The sequence below is a fragment of the Halomarina ordinaria genome, assembly GCF_030553305.1.
GTDB lineage: Archaea > Halobacteriota > Halobacteria > Halobacteriales > Haloarculaceae > Halomarina > Halomarina ordinaria.
The window spans coordinates 2,331,551-2,347,212 of record NZ_JARRAH010000001.1 but is presented as its reverse complement, the minus strand read 5'-3'; the positions used below and the strand labels follow the sequence as shown (position 1 = coordinate 2,347,212).

General features: G+C 71.2%; 16 protein-coding genes. 4 read left to right on the top strand and 12 right to left on the bottom strand.

Annotated elements, in window-relative coordinates; translation table 11 throughout:
- Positions 1-50: 50 nt before the first annotated feature.
- The 3 genes from P1Y20_RS12625 to P1Y20_RS12615 form a co-directional block, all read right to left on the bottom strand.
- Positions 51-392, bottom strand: a complete 342-nt coding sequence (locus tag P1Y20_RS12625; protein WP_304449016.1) for a DUF5783 family protein — start codon at positions 390-392, stop codon at positions 51-53.
- Positions 393-528: 136 nt separating this feature from the next.
- Positions 529-1,182 (bottom strand): alpha/beta hydrolase, encoded by a 654-nt coding sequence (locus P1Y20_RS12620; protein ID WP_304449015.1) that lies wholly within the window; start codon positions 1,180-1,182, stop codon positions 529-531.
- Positions 1,179-2,129, bottom strand: coding sequence for a ring-cleaving dioxygenase (locus P1Y20_RS12615; protein WP_304449014.1), 951 nt, complete (start codon positions 2,127-2,129; stop codon positions 1,179-1,181). The genes P1Y20_RS12620 and P1Y20_RS12615 overlap by 4 nt, the downstream gene beginning before the upstream one ends.
- A gap of 114 nt (positions 2,130-2,243) precedes the next feature.
- Here P1Y20_RS12615 and P1Y20_RS12610 point away from each other — a divergent pair, with 114 nt between their 5' ends.
- Positions 2,244-2,594, top strand: coding sequence for a winged helix-turn-helix transcriptional regulator (locus tag P1Y20_RS12610; RefSeq protein WP_304449013.1), 351 nt, complete (start codon positions 2,244-2,246; stop codon positions 2,592-2,594).
- 68 nt (positions 2,595-2,662) lie between these two features.
- Here the strand turns inward: P1Y20_RS12610 and P1Y20_RS12605 are convergent, their stop codons facing one another.
- The 7 genes from P1Y20_RS12605 to P1Y20_RS12575 form a co-directional block, all read right to left on the bottom strand.
- Positions 2,663-3,559 carry a universal stress protein gene (locus tag P1Y20_RS12605; protein WP_304449012.1) on the bottom strand — a complete coding sequence of 299 codons (897 nt, stop codon included), beginning with the start codon at positions 3,557-3,559 and terminating at the stop codon, positions 2,663-2,665.
- 281 nt (positions 3,560-3,840) lie between these two features.
- The gene (gene recJ / locus P1Y20_RS12600; RefSeq protein WP_304449011.1) at positions 3,841-5,247 is read right to left on the bottom strand and encodes a RecJ family nuclease; all 1,407 of its coding nucleotides are present in this window, start codon (positions 5,245-5,247) and stop codon (positions 3,841-3,843) included.
- A gap of 26 nt (positions 5,248-5,273) precedes the next feature.
- On the bottom strand, positions 5,274-6,476 hold the full coding sequence (locus P1Y20_RS12595; RefSeq protein ID WP_304449010.1) for an MFS transporter: 1,203 nt from the start codon (positions 6,474-6,476) through the stop codon (positions 5,274-5,276).
- Between the two features lie 66 nt (positions 6,477-6,542).
- Complete coding sequence (locus P1Y20_RS12590; RefSeq protein ID WP_304449009.1) at positions 6,543-7,271, bottom strand: uroporphyrinogen-III synthase; 729 nt, start codon at positions 7,269-7,271, stop codon at positions 6,543-6,545.
- Positions 7,268-8,059: a uroporphyrinogen-III C-methyltransferase gene (gene cobA / locus P1Y20_RS12585; protein ID WP_304449008.1), complete on the bottom strand. Its 792-nt coding sequence runs from the start codon at positions 8,057-8,059 to the stop codon at positions 7,268-7,270. The genes P1Y20_RS12590 and cobA overlap by 4 nt, the downstream gene beginning before the upstream one ends.
- Position 8,060: 1 nt before the next feature.
- The gene (gene hemC, locus P1Y20_RS12580; RefSeq protein WP_304449007.1) at positions 8,061-9,173 is read right to left on the bottom strand and encodes a hydroxymethylbilane synthase; all 1,113 of its coding nucleotides are present in this window, start codon (positions 9,171-9,173) and stop codon (positions 8,061-8,063) included.
- An 80-nt stretch (positions 9,174-9,253) separates the two neighbouring features.
- On the bottom strand, positions 9,254-9,688 hold the full coding sequence (locus tag P1Y20_RS12575; protein ID WP_304449006.1) for a hypothetical protein: 435 nt from the start codon (positions 9,686-9,688) through the stop codon (positions 9,254-9,256).
- A 218-nt stretch (positions 9,689-9,906) separates the two neighbouring features.
- Between P1Y20_RS12575 and P1Y20_RS12570 the strand changes: the two genes are divergently transcribed.
- From P1Y20_RS12570 to P1Y20_RS12560, 3 genes are read left to right on the top strand one after another with little or no spacing between them, the layout of a single operon-like run.
- Positions 9,907-10,944 carry a DUF7972 family membrane protein gene (locus P1Y20_RS12570; RefSeq protein ID WP_304449005.1) on the top strand — a complete coding sequence of 346 codons (1,038 nt, stop codon included), beginning with the start codon at positions 9,907-9,909 and terminating at the stop codon, positions 10,942-10,944.
- Positions 10,941-11,447, top strand: a complete 507-nt coding sequence (locus tag P1Y20_RS12565; RefSeq protein ID WP_304449004.1) for an FxLYD domain-containing protein — start codon at positions 10,941-10,943, stop codon at positions 11,445-11,447. Before P1Y20_RS12570 ends, P1Y20_RS12565 begins: the two co-directional genes overlap by 4 nt.
- Before the next feature lie 45 nt (positions 11,448-11,492).
- The gene (locus tag P1Y20_RS12560; protein ID WP_304449003.1) at positions 11,493-12,209 is read left to right on the top strand and encodes a helix-turn-helix domain-containing protein; all 717 of its coding nucleotides are present in this window, start codon (positions 11,493-11,495) and stop codon (positions 12,207-12,209) included.
- Here the strand turns inward: P1Y20_RS12560 and hemL are convergent.
- The gene (gene hemL / locus P1Y20_RS12555) at positions 12,199-13,542 is read right to left on the bottom strand and encodes a glutamate-1-semialdehyde 2,1-aminomutase (protein WP_304449002.1); all 1,344 of its coding nucleotides are present in this window, start codon (positions 13,540-13,542) and stop codon (positions 12,199-12,201) included. The two genes, P1Y20_RS12560 and hemL, sit on opposite strands and share 11 nt — an antisense overlap.
- Positions 13,543-13,810: 268 nt before the next feature.
- Entirely contained in the window at positions 13,811-15,466 is a 1,656-nt protein-coding gene (locus P1Y20_RS12550) for an ammonium transporter (RefSeq protein WP_304449001.1), read from the bottom strand.
- Positions 15,467-15,662 lie beyond the last annotated feature (196 nt).

The following is a 15,662-nucleotide window of genomic DNA, read 5'->3' as shown; positions in this document are numbered from 1 at the left end:
CTAACGTGTATCGTGCCGGTCGTCTTAGGGCTTTGGAACGCGCGGACCTGTCACCGCTCCTCGAACCCGAACACCCGGCGGTGCTGGGCGCGCAGTTCGTCGACGTACTCCTCCAGGATGGCGTCGAACCGCTCGCGCTCGACGACCACGCCGTCCAGTCGCTCGTAGGGGTTCGGCGGCAGGTCGATGCGGAACTCCCCGGCGAAGGGGCCCCCCTCCCCGCGCTCGTAGAACGGTTCGGACTCGTTGAGCACCTGCTGGTCGATGGCGTGAATCAGCGTCGAGTCGTAGCGCTCGTTCATCCGCTCGAACGCGTGCCTGTAGGCCTCCTGGAGCTCCGTGAAGTAGTGGACGTACTTGTCCTCGAACCGCTCGGGGTCGAACTCGCTCATATCGCCCCGTCCGCCCCGGAGGGTAAAAACCGGGCGGTCACGGGGTCGTGAACCGTATGCCGCGATAGGAAATCGACTGTCGGCCGAATCGACGGCCGTTTAATGGCGTCGGGAAGCGCCGGCCCCCACCGAACCGTCACTCGCTCGGCGCTACCGCCTCGACCAACTCGCGCACCGCGTCGAGTTCGTCCTCGTTGACGCCGTGGCCCATCCCGGGGTAGATGCGCTCGTCGACGTCGGCGTCCATGGCCTCGAACACTCGAACGGTCTCCTTCACCCGTTCGAGCGGGATGTGGGGGTCGGTGTCGCTACAGCCGAGGAAGACGGGCGTCCCGTCGAACGACCCCTCGTACTCCCTCGGGGTCCCCTCCGGACCGACGAGGCCGCCGCTCAGCGCCGCGAACCCGCCGTAGCGCCGTGCGTGACGTGCGAGGAACTCCGAGGAGAGACAGGCCCCCTGCGAGAAGCCGACGACGACGACTCGCTCGTGGGGGATGCCCGCCTCGACCGCCGTCTCGACGGCGTTCCCGACCGCCCGGAGGGCGGAGTCCAGTTTCGGCTGGTTCTGTTCGGTCGGCGCGAGGAAGGAGTAGGGATACCAGGTGTTGCCGGCGGCCTGCGGGGCGAGGTAGGCGACGCCGCGGGCGTGGAACTCACCGGCCATGTCGAGGATGCTCTCGGCGGTGGCACCCCGGCCGTGCACGAGGACGACGGCTGCCTCGGCGGCGGGGAGCGGCGCGCCCGAACTGGCGAGGCGCTGGCTACCGTGGGGGTCGTCGGGCGCGCTCACGCCGTCTCACCCGCCGGGAGCGGCGGGAGTTGCGACTCGATGGTCTCGCGGTCCTCCTCCAGCCACGGCGGGAGTTGCAGGTCGCTCCCGAGGGCCTCGACCGACTCGTCGCGGGTGAACCCCGGCCCGTCGGTGGCGATTTCGAACAGGACGCCGCCGGGTTCGCGGAAGTAGATGGAGCGGAAGTACTGGCGGTCCTTGACGGGGGTGACCGACATGCCGGCGTCGACGAGTCGGTCGCGCCACGCCTCCTGGGAGGCGTCGTCGTCGGTCCGGAAGGCGACGTGGTGGACCGTGCCGACGCCCTGCCGACCGCGCTCGCCGCCGCCCACGAGGTCGACGAACTCGGCGCGCTCGCCGGGTGCGACGTAACGGACGCGCTCACCCGCTCCGTCGCCCGCGTCCTCGCTCGCGAGGCGCTCGTAGCCCATCGTCTCGAGGACGGCGGCCGTCGCGTCGACGTCGAGCGAGTGGAGCGTCACGCCGTGGAAACCTCGAATCGCGTGCTCGGCCGGGACGGGACCGTCCGCCCACGGCTCGACGTCGGACTCGCCGGTGACGAGTTCGAACGGCTGGCCGTCGTGGTCGCGGAAGGGGACAACCGTCTCCTCGAAGCGCTCCGCGGGCGCGTCGCGGTCGACCCCCAGGTCGTCGAGTCGGTCGACCCAGTAGTCGACCGACTCCGGGGGGACGACGAACACCGTGGCGCTCGTCTGCCCGGCGCCGACGCGTCCCCCGACGGCCCCCGCGAACGGGAAGAACGTCAGGACGGTGCCCGGCGTGCCCGTCTCGTCGCCGTAGTAGAGGTGGTAGGTGAACTTGTCGTCGAAGTTGACGGTACGCTTGACGAGGCGCAGGCCGAGGACGTCGGTGTAGAAGTCGACGTTCGCCTGCGGGTCGCTCGCGATGGCCGTCACGTGGTGGAGTCCGGGGATGGTGTCTGTCATGGTGTGAGTGGTGAGTAGTGCGTCGGGTCGCCCCGACTGGTTTCACGACGTTACCAGATACGCATCCGAACCGCTATATGCGTTCGCGGACGTAGCCGTCACCAGGTGACACCAGTGCCATCTGACCCCGGCGAACGATACAGCGAGGAGGCGTGTTTCGTCATCGACTCGCTCCAGCAGATCGGTTCCCAGTGGCGACTCATCGTCCTCCACGACCTCCAGGACGGCGAGAAGCGGTTCAACGAACTGAAGCGCTCGACCGGCGCGAGTTCGCGCACCCTCTCGCGCGTGCTCGACGACCTCCAGGAACTGGGCTTCGTGAACCGCCGCATGGAGGAGGACGCCCCCGTGGCGACGTTCTACAGCCTCACCGAGAAGGGGAGTTCGCTCTGTCCGGTCTTCGACCAGATAGAGGCCTGGGCCGAGGAGTGGCTGGGCGAGTCCATCGTCGACGCCGAAGCGTAGGCGCGAGCGGTCGGGGAGCAGAGGCACCGAACGACGCGAGTTCGTGTGACCGTACGTCCGCGTGACCCCTACGACTCCCGTTTGACGACCAGGACCGGGACGTCGACCGTCCGCAGGACCGTCGAGGCGACGCTGCCGAGCAACTGACGCCCGAGATTCGACCGGCCGTGCGACCCCATCACCACCGCGTCGATCGCCTGGTCGGCGACGTACTCGCGAATCTCCGGAGCGACACCGTCGAACGACGTCGTCCGAACGACGGCAGTCTCGACGTCCAGCTCGGGGGCGGTCTCGCCGACGGCTCGTTCGACTCGCTGGACGGCGTCTCTCCCCCTCGACTCGAGTCGGTCGACGAACTCCTTCTCGAGACCACCCGCACTGAACAGCCCGCCGGCCGCCTGGATATCGACGACGTTCAGGACGTGGACGGCAGCCCCGTACTGCCGAGCGAGCGACGTCCCGTGCCGGGCGGCGGCGTCGGCGTTTTCGCTCCCGTCGGTCGGGAGGAGGAGACGGGTGTAGGTGCTCGACGTGACGGGTCCCTGGTCACCGTCGGGCACGACGAACACGGGGACGTCACTCCGGTGGAGGACCTGCTCGGTGACGCCGCCGAGGAGGCGTCTTCCGAGGCCGGTCGTCCCCTGTCGTCCCACGACGACGAGGTCGGCACCCCGCTCCGAGGCGAAGTCGCTCACCTCGGCTGCGGGCTTTCCCTCGCGGAGTTCCGTCTCCACGGGCTGGCCGAGGTCCGACGCGAGGTCCGCTATCTCGGTGAGGACGGCCCGGCCCCGTTCTCGAAGCCGGTCCCGCTCGTCGCCCGCCGTCGTCAACCGGAGTGCCTTCCGCTCGACGACGTGGAGAACGTCGACGGATGCCTCGAAGACACGCGCGAGTTCGAGACCACGCCTCGCCGCCTCCTTCGCCTCGTCGCTCCCGTCGACGGCGATTACGATTCGGGTGTACATCTCACAGCACCTGCCTTCGCTTCCCACGCTCTTCATCGTTTGCCGGTGCGCAGGGAGTAGCGGAAACACACGCGCGATTCGGCGTGCTCGTCACGGGCCGCAACGGGGTCCGCGGGAGCGGTCTCGCTACCGACCCCTCTCAAGTCGGCACGCTCTGGTCGTGTGCACTCCGGCAACGGCCCGTCGCAACTGATTTCGTATCGTCGGATAGGGTGTATCGCCATCGGCCCGGTGACGACCGTTCACGTCCGAGGAGCCGACAGAACCCGCCGATGGACGCCCTACTCCAGCTGTTCGCCGATAATCCGGTTCGCGCACTCGACGAACGCCCGCTCGCTCCCGGCGGGGATGGTCGCGCCGGCGGCGACGTCGTGGCCGCCGCCCTTTCCGCCGACGCTCGCGCTCGCCTCGCCCATCACCGTCGAGAGGTCGAGGCCACGTCGCACGAGTGCGTGCGTCCCGCGGGCGGAGACCTTCGTCTCCTCGTCGCTCTTCGAGGCGAAGGCGACGATGGGCGCGTCGCGGTCGATGCCCTCCGTGCCGACGGCCATCCCGGCGACGATGCCGACGATGGTCTCGCGGATGCGGGTCCCGGCGTCGAACCACTGGAGGTGCTCCTCGCGGGTGACGCCCTCGTTCTGCACCCAGCGCAGGCCCTCCGAGAGGTTGCGCCGGTGGTTGCGCAGCAGGTCGCGCGCGCGGTCGAGCGCCCCGTCCCGGTCGCCGAGACAGACCGCGAGGCCGACGTCGGCGCGCTCGTAGCGCGCGGTGGCGTTGAGGAGCGTCGAGTACTCGCTGGCGTCGCGCAGTTCGGTCCCTACCGTCTCGTCGAGCAGGGTGTAGGAGGTGCCGACGAGGTCGTCGATACGGTGGGCGGGGACGCCGCGCGTGACGGCGCGCCGGAGGAGCGCGCTGACGACCGTCCGTCGTTCGTCGTCGTCGAGGGCGGCCCAGGTCCGCCACTCGCCGTCGCGCTTGAGGTCGACGTCGAGTTCCGAGAGGAAGGCGACGCTCCCCGCCTCGTTGTTCGCGATGCCGGGGATGGGGACGTCGGCGTACTGGAGGAGCTTCGGGAGCGGGCGGGTCTGGCGGCCGTAGAGCGCGAGGTCCGTCGCCTCCCCGATGACGTCCGCCTCGACCCCCTCGCAGACGATGCCCTCGTTAGCGCCGTGGAGCGCGCCCTCCGAGGCCTGCATGTCGCCGACGGCGCCGACGACGGCGAGTGCGGCGAGGTCGCGGTTGTCGCCCTCGCCTTCGAGCGCCCGCGCGAGGACGTACGCCGCGCCCGCACCGGAGAGTTCGCTCGCGCCGTCGAGGCCGAACAGCAGCGGGTTGAGGTGGAACTCGGTCTCGGCGTCCGCCGGTCGGTGGTGGTCGGCGACGATGGGCGTGAAGTCGCCGGCCGCCTCGTGTCGGGCGATGTCGTCGAGCTGGCCGCTGCCGAAGTCGGTGAACAGCACCGTCTCGTGGTCGGTCGCGGCGATGGTGGCGACCTCGTGGGCGTCGAGTTGCTTCTTGAACACCGTCTCGAAGTCGATGCCGGCGCGCGCGAGGGCCGCGCTCGCGACGGCGGCGCTCGTGAGGCCGTCGGCGTCGATGTGGGAGGCGAGCAGGACGGAGTCGGCCTCGCGCAGTCGGTCGGCACAGGCGGCGGCGGCGTCGTCGAGGGCGGGAACGGGGCCGGTCACGGTGTGGCGTAGGTCCCTCCCGCGATTTAAACTCTCGTTCCGGGACCGCGGAGGTCGCGCCTGACCGCGACGAGCAACAGCGTCGCGGCGACCGAACAGCCCGCAAGCAGCCACCACCCGGCAGCGTACCCTACCCCGTCGGCGAGGAGGCCGAACAGCGGCGGGGCAGCGAGGCCGCCGACGTTGATGGCCGTCTGCCCGCCGGCGGTCGCCGCGCCGATGTCCTCCGCGCGCACGAGGTCGCTCAGGCAGGAGTAGAAGACGCCCGTCGACCCGAGGACGGAGACGCCGACGCCGGCGAACAGGAGCGACGCGACGGCGAGCGAGGCGGTGCCGCGCGCGAGCAGGACGAACAGGCCGGCGGCGACGCCCACCTGGACGAGCGCGACGGTGGCGGCGCCGCGCGCCCCGCCCAGTCGGTCGGCGAGGCCGCCCGCGGCGACGCGCCCGACGCTCCCGGTCACCTGCGCGAGCGCGAGGACGACCCCACCCGCGGCGACGCTCCCCCCGACCACGTCCTCGACGTAGAGGACGACGTAGCCGAGCGTGGTGAAGATGGTCGCGCCGACGAACAGCCCCGCGACGACCAGGAGGACGTAGGGACGGTTCGCACCGAGGCCGGAGAGGTCCGGCCACGCGAGTCGCCCGGACCCCTCGGTGCCGTCGTACAGCGCGACGAAGCCGAGGGCGTAGCCGCCGGCGAGCGCCGCGACCACCCAGAACCCGGCCTGCCAGGCGGCGACGGCCGCGACGCCCGTCACGACGAGCGACGCCGCGCCGCTCCCGGCGGTGACGCCGACCTGCTTCACCCCCATGGCGAGGTTCTCGCGGCCGGCCGGCGCGCTGGCGACGATCCCCCGGTTCGACCCCGGCATCGCCGTCGAGTAGGCCGACCCGAGGAGGGTGCCCGCGAGCAACAACAGGGCGTACGACGGGGCGACCGAGACGCAGAGGGCGGCGACGCTCAGCGCGACCAGCCCCGCGACCATCACGCGCTTCTCGCCGAGGGCGTCGACGGCCGCGCCGCTCGGGAAGAGCGCCACCGTGTACCCGAGGAGCGCCGCCGTGAGGAAGACGCCGACGAGCGTCGCCGAGAGGTCGAACGCCTCCCGGACGAACCCCGTCGCGGCGAAGATACTGTAGTAACAGAGGCTCGCGGCGGTCTGCCAGCCGGCGACCGCCGCGACCGACCGCCAACTCCCCGACGCGCCTCGCGAACGCCGACTCACGCGGACCGTCTCAACGCTGTCACCGAACCCCGATACCCCTGACGGGCCCGGCAATCGGGGTGGGACTCACGACCCGTCGAGGCGGGCGAGCGCCGCCCGCGCGAGCGCCTCGAACGTCGCCCGGTCGGGGACGACGTCGACCGCGATGCCCGCTCCCTCGGCCTGCACCCGCGTCGGTTCGCCGATGGCGCCGACGACGGCCCCGTTCAGCCCCTCCACGGCCGCTTCCCGAACGCCGCGTGCCTCGGCGGCCTCGAGGAAGTGCGCGACGGTGAGCGAGGAGGTGAACAGCGCCGCGTCGAGGTCGCCAGTCGCCGCGAAGTCCGCCGAGTCGCCCGCCTCGGGCGGACGGACGAGTTCGTACAGCACCGTCTCGTGGACGTACGCCCCCGCGTCGTTCAGTCCGTCGGTGAGCACGGGCGAGCCGTGGTCGCTACGGGCGACCTCGACGCGCGCCCCGTCGATCCGGTCGCGGAGCGTCGCCACCAGCCCCGACGAGGAGAACTCCGCCGGGACGACGTCCACACTGTAGCCGTGCTCGCGGAGGACGGCCGCCGTCCGGTCGCCGATGGCACAGACCGTCGTCCCGTCTGCCGGTTCCCACCCGCCCTCGCTCGCGAGTTCGACGCCCGTCTTGCTCGTGAGGACGGCGGCGTCGGCGTCGGTCCGGGGGGTCGCGCCGGTCGGTTCGACGGCCAGCATCGGGTCGGCGACGGGGGTGGCGCCCAGTTCCGAGAGGAGCGCTTCCGCACGGGTGCGGCGCTCGTCGTCGGGCCGGAAGAACGCGACCCTCACGCCCCGAACACCTCGTCGTCCGCGCCGCGTCCGTTCGCGAGGAAGTCGAGCAGGCGTTCGCGCGTCCCCGCCACCTCGCCGACGACGGTGATGGCCGGCGGCGAGATGCCCTCACGGTCCCGGACGTCGACGATGTCGGCCAGGGTGCCGACCGCGACGCGCTGGTCGGGCCACGTCGCACGCTCGACGAGCGCCACCGGGGTGTCGTCGCTCAGGCCCGCCTCGCGGAGTTCGCGGGTGTACTCGGGGAGTTTGCCGACCCCCATCAGCACGACGAGCGTCCCGCCGGTGGCGGCGAGCGCCCCCCAGTCGACCGCCGACTCGGGCTTCGTCGGGTCCTCGTGGCCCGTCACGAACGTCACCGAGGAGGCGTGGTCGCGGTGGGTCACCGGGATGCCGGCGACGGCCGGCCCGGCGACGGCGCTCGTCACGCCGGGGACCACCTCGAAGGGGACGCCGCTGGCCGCGAGGTGTTCGGCCTCCTCGCCGCCGCGGCCGAAGACGAACGGGTCGCCGCCCTTCAACCGGACGACGTGCTTTCCCTCGCGTGCGAGTTCGACCAGCCGGTCGTTCGTGTATTCCTGGGAGGTGCGCTCGCCGCCGGCGCGCTTACCCACGTCCTCGCGGCGGTCCTCTGGTATCAGGTCGAGTATCGCCGGACCGGGGAGTTTGTCGTGGAGGACGACGTCGGCGTCCTCCAGCAGTCGACGGGCCTTCACCGTCAGCAGGTCGGGGTCGCCGGGACCGCTCCCGACGAGGGAGACCCGACCCGGAGTGTCCTCGCTCATCTCACTCGCCCCCGTCCTCGCGGGCGGCCGTGTCGCGCTCGTCCGCGTCCGCCTCCTCGCGGGCCGCGTCGACGAGGTCGGCCGCCCCCCGTTCGCGGAGGTCCTCGGCGAACCGGCGGGCGGCGGTGTGGTGGTCCTCGACGGGGAGCGACCGGCTCTCGCGCACCTCCTCGGTTCCGTCCGTGCTGAGCACGCGGGCGACGACGTCGACCTGCTCGCCGCGCAGGCGGGCGTAGACGCCGATGGGGGCGATACAGCCGCCGCCGAGGTGTTTCAGCACCGTCCGCTCGACGGTGGTAGTGACGCGCGTCGGCGGGTGGTCGAGGTGCGAGCGAATCGTCGCCGCCCCCTCGCCCTCCAGCGCGGTGATGGCGAGCGCCCCCTGTCCCGGCGCGGGGACGAACGACGTCGGCGAGAACTGCGCGAACTCCAGCGACCCCGTGAGGCCGGAGCGGTGGAGGCCCGCCTCCGCGAGGACGATGGCGTCGAACTCGACGTCCACCTCGCGCCCGAGCGCGCGACGTTCGAGTTCCGAGAGGTCGTCGAACCACTCCTCGGGGCTGCGCTCGTAGGTCCCCTCGTCCTCCTCCTCGGCGTCGAAGCGTGCCTCGTGGCGGCGCTGGAGCGACGGCGCGAGCAGTTTCTCCGCGCGGGTATCGACGTTCCCCCGGAGCGGCCTGACGTCGAGGTCCGGGCGTTCGGCGAGCAACTGGGCCTTCCGCCGGAGGCTTCCCGTCCCGACCGTCGCCCCGGAGGGGAGGTCGGCGAGCGGGGCCCCGTCGGGCGTGACGAGGACGTCGCGGGCGCTCGCGCGGGCGGGGACGCCGGCGACGACGAGGTCCGGGGGGAACTCGGTCGGCATGTCCTTCATCGAGTGGACGGCCGCGTCCACCGACCCGTCGAGCACCTGTTCGTCGAGGCTCCGGACGAACGCGCCGGTCTTCCCGAGGCGGTGGATGAGTTCGTCCCGTATCTGGTCGCCCCGCGTCTCCACCTCGACGAGTTCCACGTCGCGTCGGCTGGATTCGAGGGCGGCCCGTACCTCTCCCGCCTGTCGGAGCGCGAGGTCGGACCCGCGCGTCGCGAGGCGGAGCGTCTGGCCGCGTGGAGTCATACCCGTCACTCGACCGTGCGGACGGAAAAGCGGTTCTATGGCCGCTTCACCGCGTCAGGGCGTCACGCCGTCGCACGGGGTCACGGCGTCCCGACGTGCCGTCGGCGCAGGTAGAGGTAGTAGACCGCCACCGCCGGCTGGACCGGGAGGCCCTGGGCGAACAGTCCCACGGCGGCCACCAGCGCGTACAGCACGGGGTCCGGCTCCCAGCCGACGCCCGCCTCGCCCACCGCCTCGGCGTCGAGGTAGAGCGCCACCGGCAACACGAGCGAGACGAGGAGGCCGAACAGCACGAGCGGGACGACGACGACGAACAGCAGGCCGAACGCCCCCGGCACGAACACCGTCGGGTCGAAGAACACCCCGCCGAGGAACGCCCCCACGCCGAGGACGAACCCCACGACGCCGAGGACGTACGCGAGGACCCAGAACGCCGCCGCGGCGGCTATCCAGTACCACCAGCGCGACTCGACGCGCCCGGGCGCGGGTCGAGCCGTCGGTCGAGCGGTCTCCATACGTCCACCTCGCCCGAGCGACCGGATAAGTCTTCGTGGGCGCGCCCCGACCCGGGCGTTCGCGTCGAGGCGCCTCGGCGGACACACGTCTACGCACCCGTGTGACGGGTCGTCAGGGACCTCGGGCAGGCCGGCAGGTCGACCTCCCGACCCGACCGGCCGTCCGTGTTTGCGCACGCCGGCAGGGGGTTTTCCGCGACGACCTCGGTACTGCGCGTATGAGTGAGTTCGAGCCGAGCGAGACGGTCTACGAGCGGCCCGACGGCGGGCGGGTGCGGAACTGGTTGTTGCTCACCGGGAACCGGAACGTCCTGGCGGGGGTGCTGACGGTCGGGCTGTTCCTCGTGCTGGTCGGCGGCGGCTGGGTCAACGTCGTCCCCCTCCGGACGGTCATCCAGACCGGGACGCACGTCGAGCGGCTGTTCCAGGCGTTCATCGGCTCGCTCATCACGGGCATCACGCTGGTCGTCACGCTCAACCAGCTCGTGCTCTCGCGGGAACTCGGCCCCCTCGGCGACCAGCGCGAACGGATGGCGGGGTCGCTGTCGTTCCGGGAGGAGATCGAGGACCTGAGCGGGTCGGTCGCGCCGCCGGACCCCGCGTCGTTCCTCGCGGTGTTCATGGCGCAGAGCAAGGAACGAGCGGACCGCCTCCGGGAGGCGACCGCGACCGACGCGGACGAGGCGCTCCGCGACCGCGCCGAGACGCTCGCCGACCGGATACACGCGCACGCCGACGAGGTCGAGAGCCGGCTGTCGGACGCCCGGTTCGGCCGGTTCGACGTCCTGCGGACGGTCCTCGACTACGACTACTCGTGGAACACGTACGCCTTGCGCCGGCTCCGCTCCGAGCACGACGACTCGCTGAGCGAGGCGGAGCGGGCCGCCTTCGACGACCTCGTCGAGGTGTTGCAGCTGTTCGGCCCCGCCCGCGAGCACTTCAAGACGCTGTACTTCCGCTGGGAACTGGTCAACTTCTCGCGGGGCATCCTCTACACCGGCATCCCGGCGCTCGCCGTCTCGATGCTCGGGCTGCTGTACATCGACCCGAACTCGTTCGCCGGGACGACGGCGGGCGTGGACACCATCGTCGTCGTGGTCAGCGCCGCCGCCGCCGTCGCCACGACGCCGTTCTTCCTGCTCGCGGCGTACATCGTCCGCCTGGGGACGGTCGCACAGCGGACGCTCGCCATCGGCCCGTTCGTCCTCCGCGAGGCGGAGCGGCCGGACGACGTCGACCTCGGGGGGTCCCGATGAGCCGGTCCACCCGGACGACGAGCAGACGGCGGGTCCTCGCCCTCCTCGGTGCGGGTGCGTCGACCGTCGTCGCCGGCTGCGGGGGTCGCGCCAGCCGCGAGGTCGAGTACGGGGAGCGCAGGGCCGTGGGGAACCTGTCGACGCCCGCGAACGGCTCGACCGCCGAGGCGGCGGCCGCCGCCGGCGTGCGGGCCGAGACGTCGGGCAACGAGTACGCGGCCGTCCTCGCCGCGCTGGCGCTCCGCGAGGACGACCTCGTGGTGAAGGACGACTACCGGGGCGCCGTCGTCGAGGGGGTCGTCGAGAACACCGGCCGGGAGCGCATCGAGCACGTCGAGGTCCGGACCCGCGTCTACGACGAGGGCGGCGCACACCTCGGTCGCTACCTCGACAGTACCGACGACCTCGCCGCCGGGACGACGTGGCGCTTCGGGGCCGTCGTCCTCGAGGACCCGGGAGACATCGGGGCGTACGACGTCGCCGTCCTCGGCGTGCTGGGGTGAGGGGACCGCCCGAACCTACTTGTAATCGCGCGAGTACCTTCGGCCATGCTCGGTGCCCTCCTCCGCACTGCCCGGGAACGCTACACGCTCCGTCACCTGGCGGGCTACGCCGCCGTCTTCGGCGGCTGTTACGTCGTGTTCGACCTCTCGACCGCCGGACTGCTGACGTTCCTGTACGCGTTCTGCATCGCCGAACTGTTCGTCCTCGTCCAGGAGACGGCCGACGCCCCGCCGTGGAAGGAGAAGGTCGGCATCGGCGTCGTGGTCCTCGTCGGGAGCGCCGTGATGGGCTACGGTATCGCCACCGGCGGGGAGGGCGCCCGCTGGTTCCCCGTCCTGACGGCGCTCGCCGGGTGCTGGCTGTTCCTCGACGCCGCGTACGACCGGCGACACGCGACGCCGGACGACGCCCGCGGGGTCGACGCCCTCGACGACGCCGACCTCGACGTCGACGACATGGACTACGGCGAGTTCATGCTCCACTCGACGCACTGGAATCTCGTGATGGAAGAGCTACGCGAGGAACCGAAGACGGTCGCGGAACTCGCGGCGGCGTGCGACCTCACCGAGACGCGCGTCCGCGAGGCGCTGGCGATGGCGAAGGCCGGCGACCTGGTCGAGCGCCGGGGCGAGCGCTACGCCGTCGACGAGTCGAAACTCGGAACCGGGGCGTTCGTCCGCGACACCGGCCGGGGACTGGTCGGACTCCCCGCGAAGGCGCTTCGCCGCCTCGCCCGGCCGTTCGGCCTCCTCAGCCCGTGAAGAACGCCTCGTAGGCGTCGAGCGTCTCCTCGATATCCGCCTCGGTGTGCGCGTAGCTGACGAACTGCGTCTCGAACTGGTTGGCGGGGAGGAGGACGCCCTGCTCGCGCATGAACGGTCGGAAGAGGCGCTCCCAGCGCTCCGTCTCGGCGTTGCCCACGTCGGCACCGGTCTTCGGGCAGGCCTCGAAGCGTGCGCAGTCGGGGCGCTGTGCACAGCCGGTCGAACAGGCGCCGTCCTGTGCGGGCGTGTTCGCCCGGGTGAACACCACCTTGAACGTGCTGTCGGTCCCGACGACCGTGTACTCGGGCGCGTGGTCCGCCAGCACGTCGACGAGCCCCGACCGGAGGCGCTCGCCGAGGGCGTCGACGTGGTCGTAGACGTCCTCGTCGGCGGCGAACCGGAGCGTCTCCAGGCCGGCGGCCATCGTGACGGGGTGGCCCGAGAAGGTGCCCGACTGGAAGACGTCGCCGCTCGGGGTGAACGCCTCGAGTATCTCGGCCCGACCGCCGATGGCACCGACGGGGAAGCCCCCGCCGACGATCTTCCCGAACGTGGTGAGGTCGGGCGTGACGCCGAACTTCCCCTGGGCGCACTGGAGGCCGCCGACGCGGAAGCCCGTGATGACCTCGTCGAATATCAGGAGCGAACCGTACTCGTCACAGAGGTCGCGCAGGGTGTCGTGGTAGCCGTCGACGGGCAGGACGATGCCGTTGTTGCCGAGCATCGGTTCGACGAGGACGCCCGCGATGTCGTCGCCGTGGCGCTCGAACACCTCGCGGACGGCCGCCTCGTCGTTGAACGGGACGGGAAGCGTCTCGCGGGCGAACGACTGGGGGATGCCGCTGGTGGACGGTCGGGGGTGTTCGGCGTCGCCCTCGACGAGCGTCGACTCCTGGGCGCCGTGGTAGCCCCCCTGCATGACGACGAGCTTGTTCCGCCCCGTGTGTCCGCGCGCGAGGCGGACCGCCGACACCGTCGCCTCGGTGCCGGAGTTGACGAAGCGGACCATCTCCACGCTCGGGACGTGCCGGACGACGAACTCCGCGAGGTCGACTTCGACCTCGGTGGGGGCGCCGTACATCGGCCCCTCGCTCGCGGCGCGCTGGACGGCCGACTGCACCTGCTGGGGGAGGTCGTGGCCGAGCAGGAGCGGGCCGTAGCCCATCACGTAGTCGAGGTAGCGGTTGCCGTCCACGTCGACGACGTGCGCGCCGTCGCCCCGGCGGACGAACGTCGGGTAGGGCTGGGTCGCCCGCACCGAGGAGTTGACGCCGCCGGGCAGGACGGAGAGCGCCCGGTCGTAGAGGTCACGAGACGTCTCGCGGTTCATGGCTGGAGGTTCACGCGGGGGCGAAAAGTAGCTACCGTCCGCGCTGCGCGGCCGCTGGTCGGTGCGAGCATGGACCGTCGTGGAGGACACGACGGTCGCGAGCAGGAAGTAGCGAACCATCGGCGGCGACTGTCGGGTCGGTCGACCCGACTCGTCTACGGTTCCCACCTACGACGCCGCCGGTGGGCGGCCCGACCGCGAGCACTGGGTTGAGCACGCACGCGCTCGCGGGTCGCGCCGGCGTATCGTCCGGAACCCACCCGTCGGCCTAGACCGCTTCCACCCCCACCTCGCCCGTGCGGATCTGGTAGGCGTTCTCCACGGGGAGGATGAACACCTTGCCGTCGCCGGGTTCGCCGGTCTTGGCCGCGTCGCGGACGGCCTCGGCGACCTCGGCGGCGGGCACCTCGGCGACGACGCACTCGACTTTCACCTTCTGGTGGAGGTCGACGACGTACTCCTCGCCGCGCCACTGGCTCTTCTTCGCGGGCTGGGAGCCGCGGCCGCTGACGTTCGTGACCGTGATGGAGGGGGCGCCGACCTCCGCGAGCGCGCGCTTCACGTCGGCGAGTTTGTCCGGGCGGATGTACGCCATGACGAGCTTGATGCCGCCCGTCTCGACGCCGCCGTCGGTCCGGACGATACCGCCGTCGGCGACGACGGGTTCGTCACCGAGGCTGAACTCGGGGTAGGTCTCGACGCCGTGTTCGGAGATGTCGAGGCCCTCGATCTCGTGTTCGCGGGTGACGCGCAGTTGCCCGGCCGCCTTGAACACGCCCAGGACGACCGCGGTGGCGAGGACGGTCCAGCCGGCGATGACGACGACGCCGACGAGTTGGCTCACGAAGCTCACGCCCGCGTCGGGGACGGTGAAGATGGGCACGCCGACCAGCAGCGCGCCGAGGATGCCGGCGCTCCCGTGGACCGGGAAGACCGCACAGACGTCGTCGATGTTGAGGCGCTTCTCGACGAACTCGAACACCAGCGGGAGTTGCGCGCCGGCGAGGCCGCCGATGACGAGCGCGCCGGCCCACGTGATGAGGTCGGTGTTGCTCGTGATGCCGACGAGGCCGGCGAGCATGCCGTTGGCGACGTACAGCGTGTCGACCTTGCGGTTCCTCGCCAGCGACATCGCGCTGGCACCCATGGCGCCCGCGGCCATGCCGAGAGTGGTCGTCAGCGCGACGCGGCCGACGTAGCTGAAGTCGGCCAGTTCGGTGGCGCCCTCGGCCAGCGGGGCCGCGGCGGTGCCGACGTTGAAGCCGTACCAGCCGAAACAGAGGATGAGCGTCCCCAGCACCGCGAAGGTGATGGAGTGGCCGGGGATGACGTTGACCGAGCCGTCGTCGTTGAACCGGCCGATGCGCGGGCCGACCATCGCGGCGGCGGTCAGCGCGGCGACGCCGCCCATCGCGTGGACGATCATGCCGCCCGCGAAGTCGGTGAAGCCGAGCGTGGAGAGCCAGCCGCCGGCCCACGTCAGGCCGGTGACGACGGGGTAGATGACCGCGGCGAGCACGACGGTGTAGCCCACGTACGCGCGGAGTTTCATCCGGCCCGCGACGGCGCCGGAGACGATGGTCGCGGCGGTCATGGCGAAGACGGCGCCGAACAGCCAGTCGACCCACGCGAGCGAGTCGGTGGCGCTCAGCAGCGCGAAGAAGCCGCCGTAGTCGGCGCCGCCGGTCACGGAGGCGACCAGCGCCTCGGTGCCCGCGCCGAGCAGGAAGAACACCGTCACGCCCACCGACCAGGTGAGCATGTTCTTCGTCAACTGGTTGGCGACGTTCTTGGCGCGGACCTGCCCCGCCTCCAGCATCGCGAACCCCGCGTGCATGAAGAAGATGAGGAAGGTCACCACCAGCACCCACACGTAGTTGACGGACTGGACGATGGCGGTCGGGTCGGCCTGGAGCAGCGCCATCAGCGGCTCACCCCAGGGCTATCGGATACACTTTCGTCCAACTTTCCCCCGAATTTCGGAAGACCGTGATTCCAAATCACGATAGAACCCCACGGAGTACCACTACATAAGCGCTTGCTTGAATATTACAAAATATTGCCCGCATTAAAACCGACTCGTCCAAAATACGGTACGATATTATCGATATAAGGTCGTC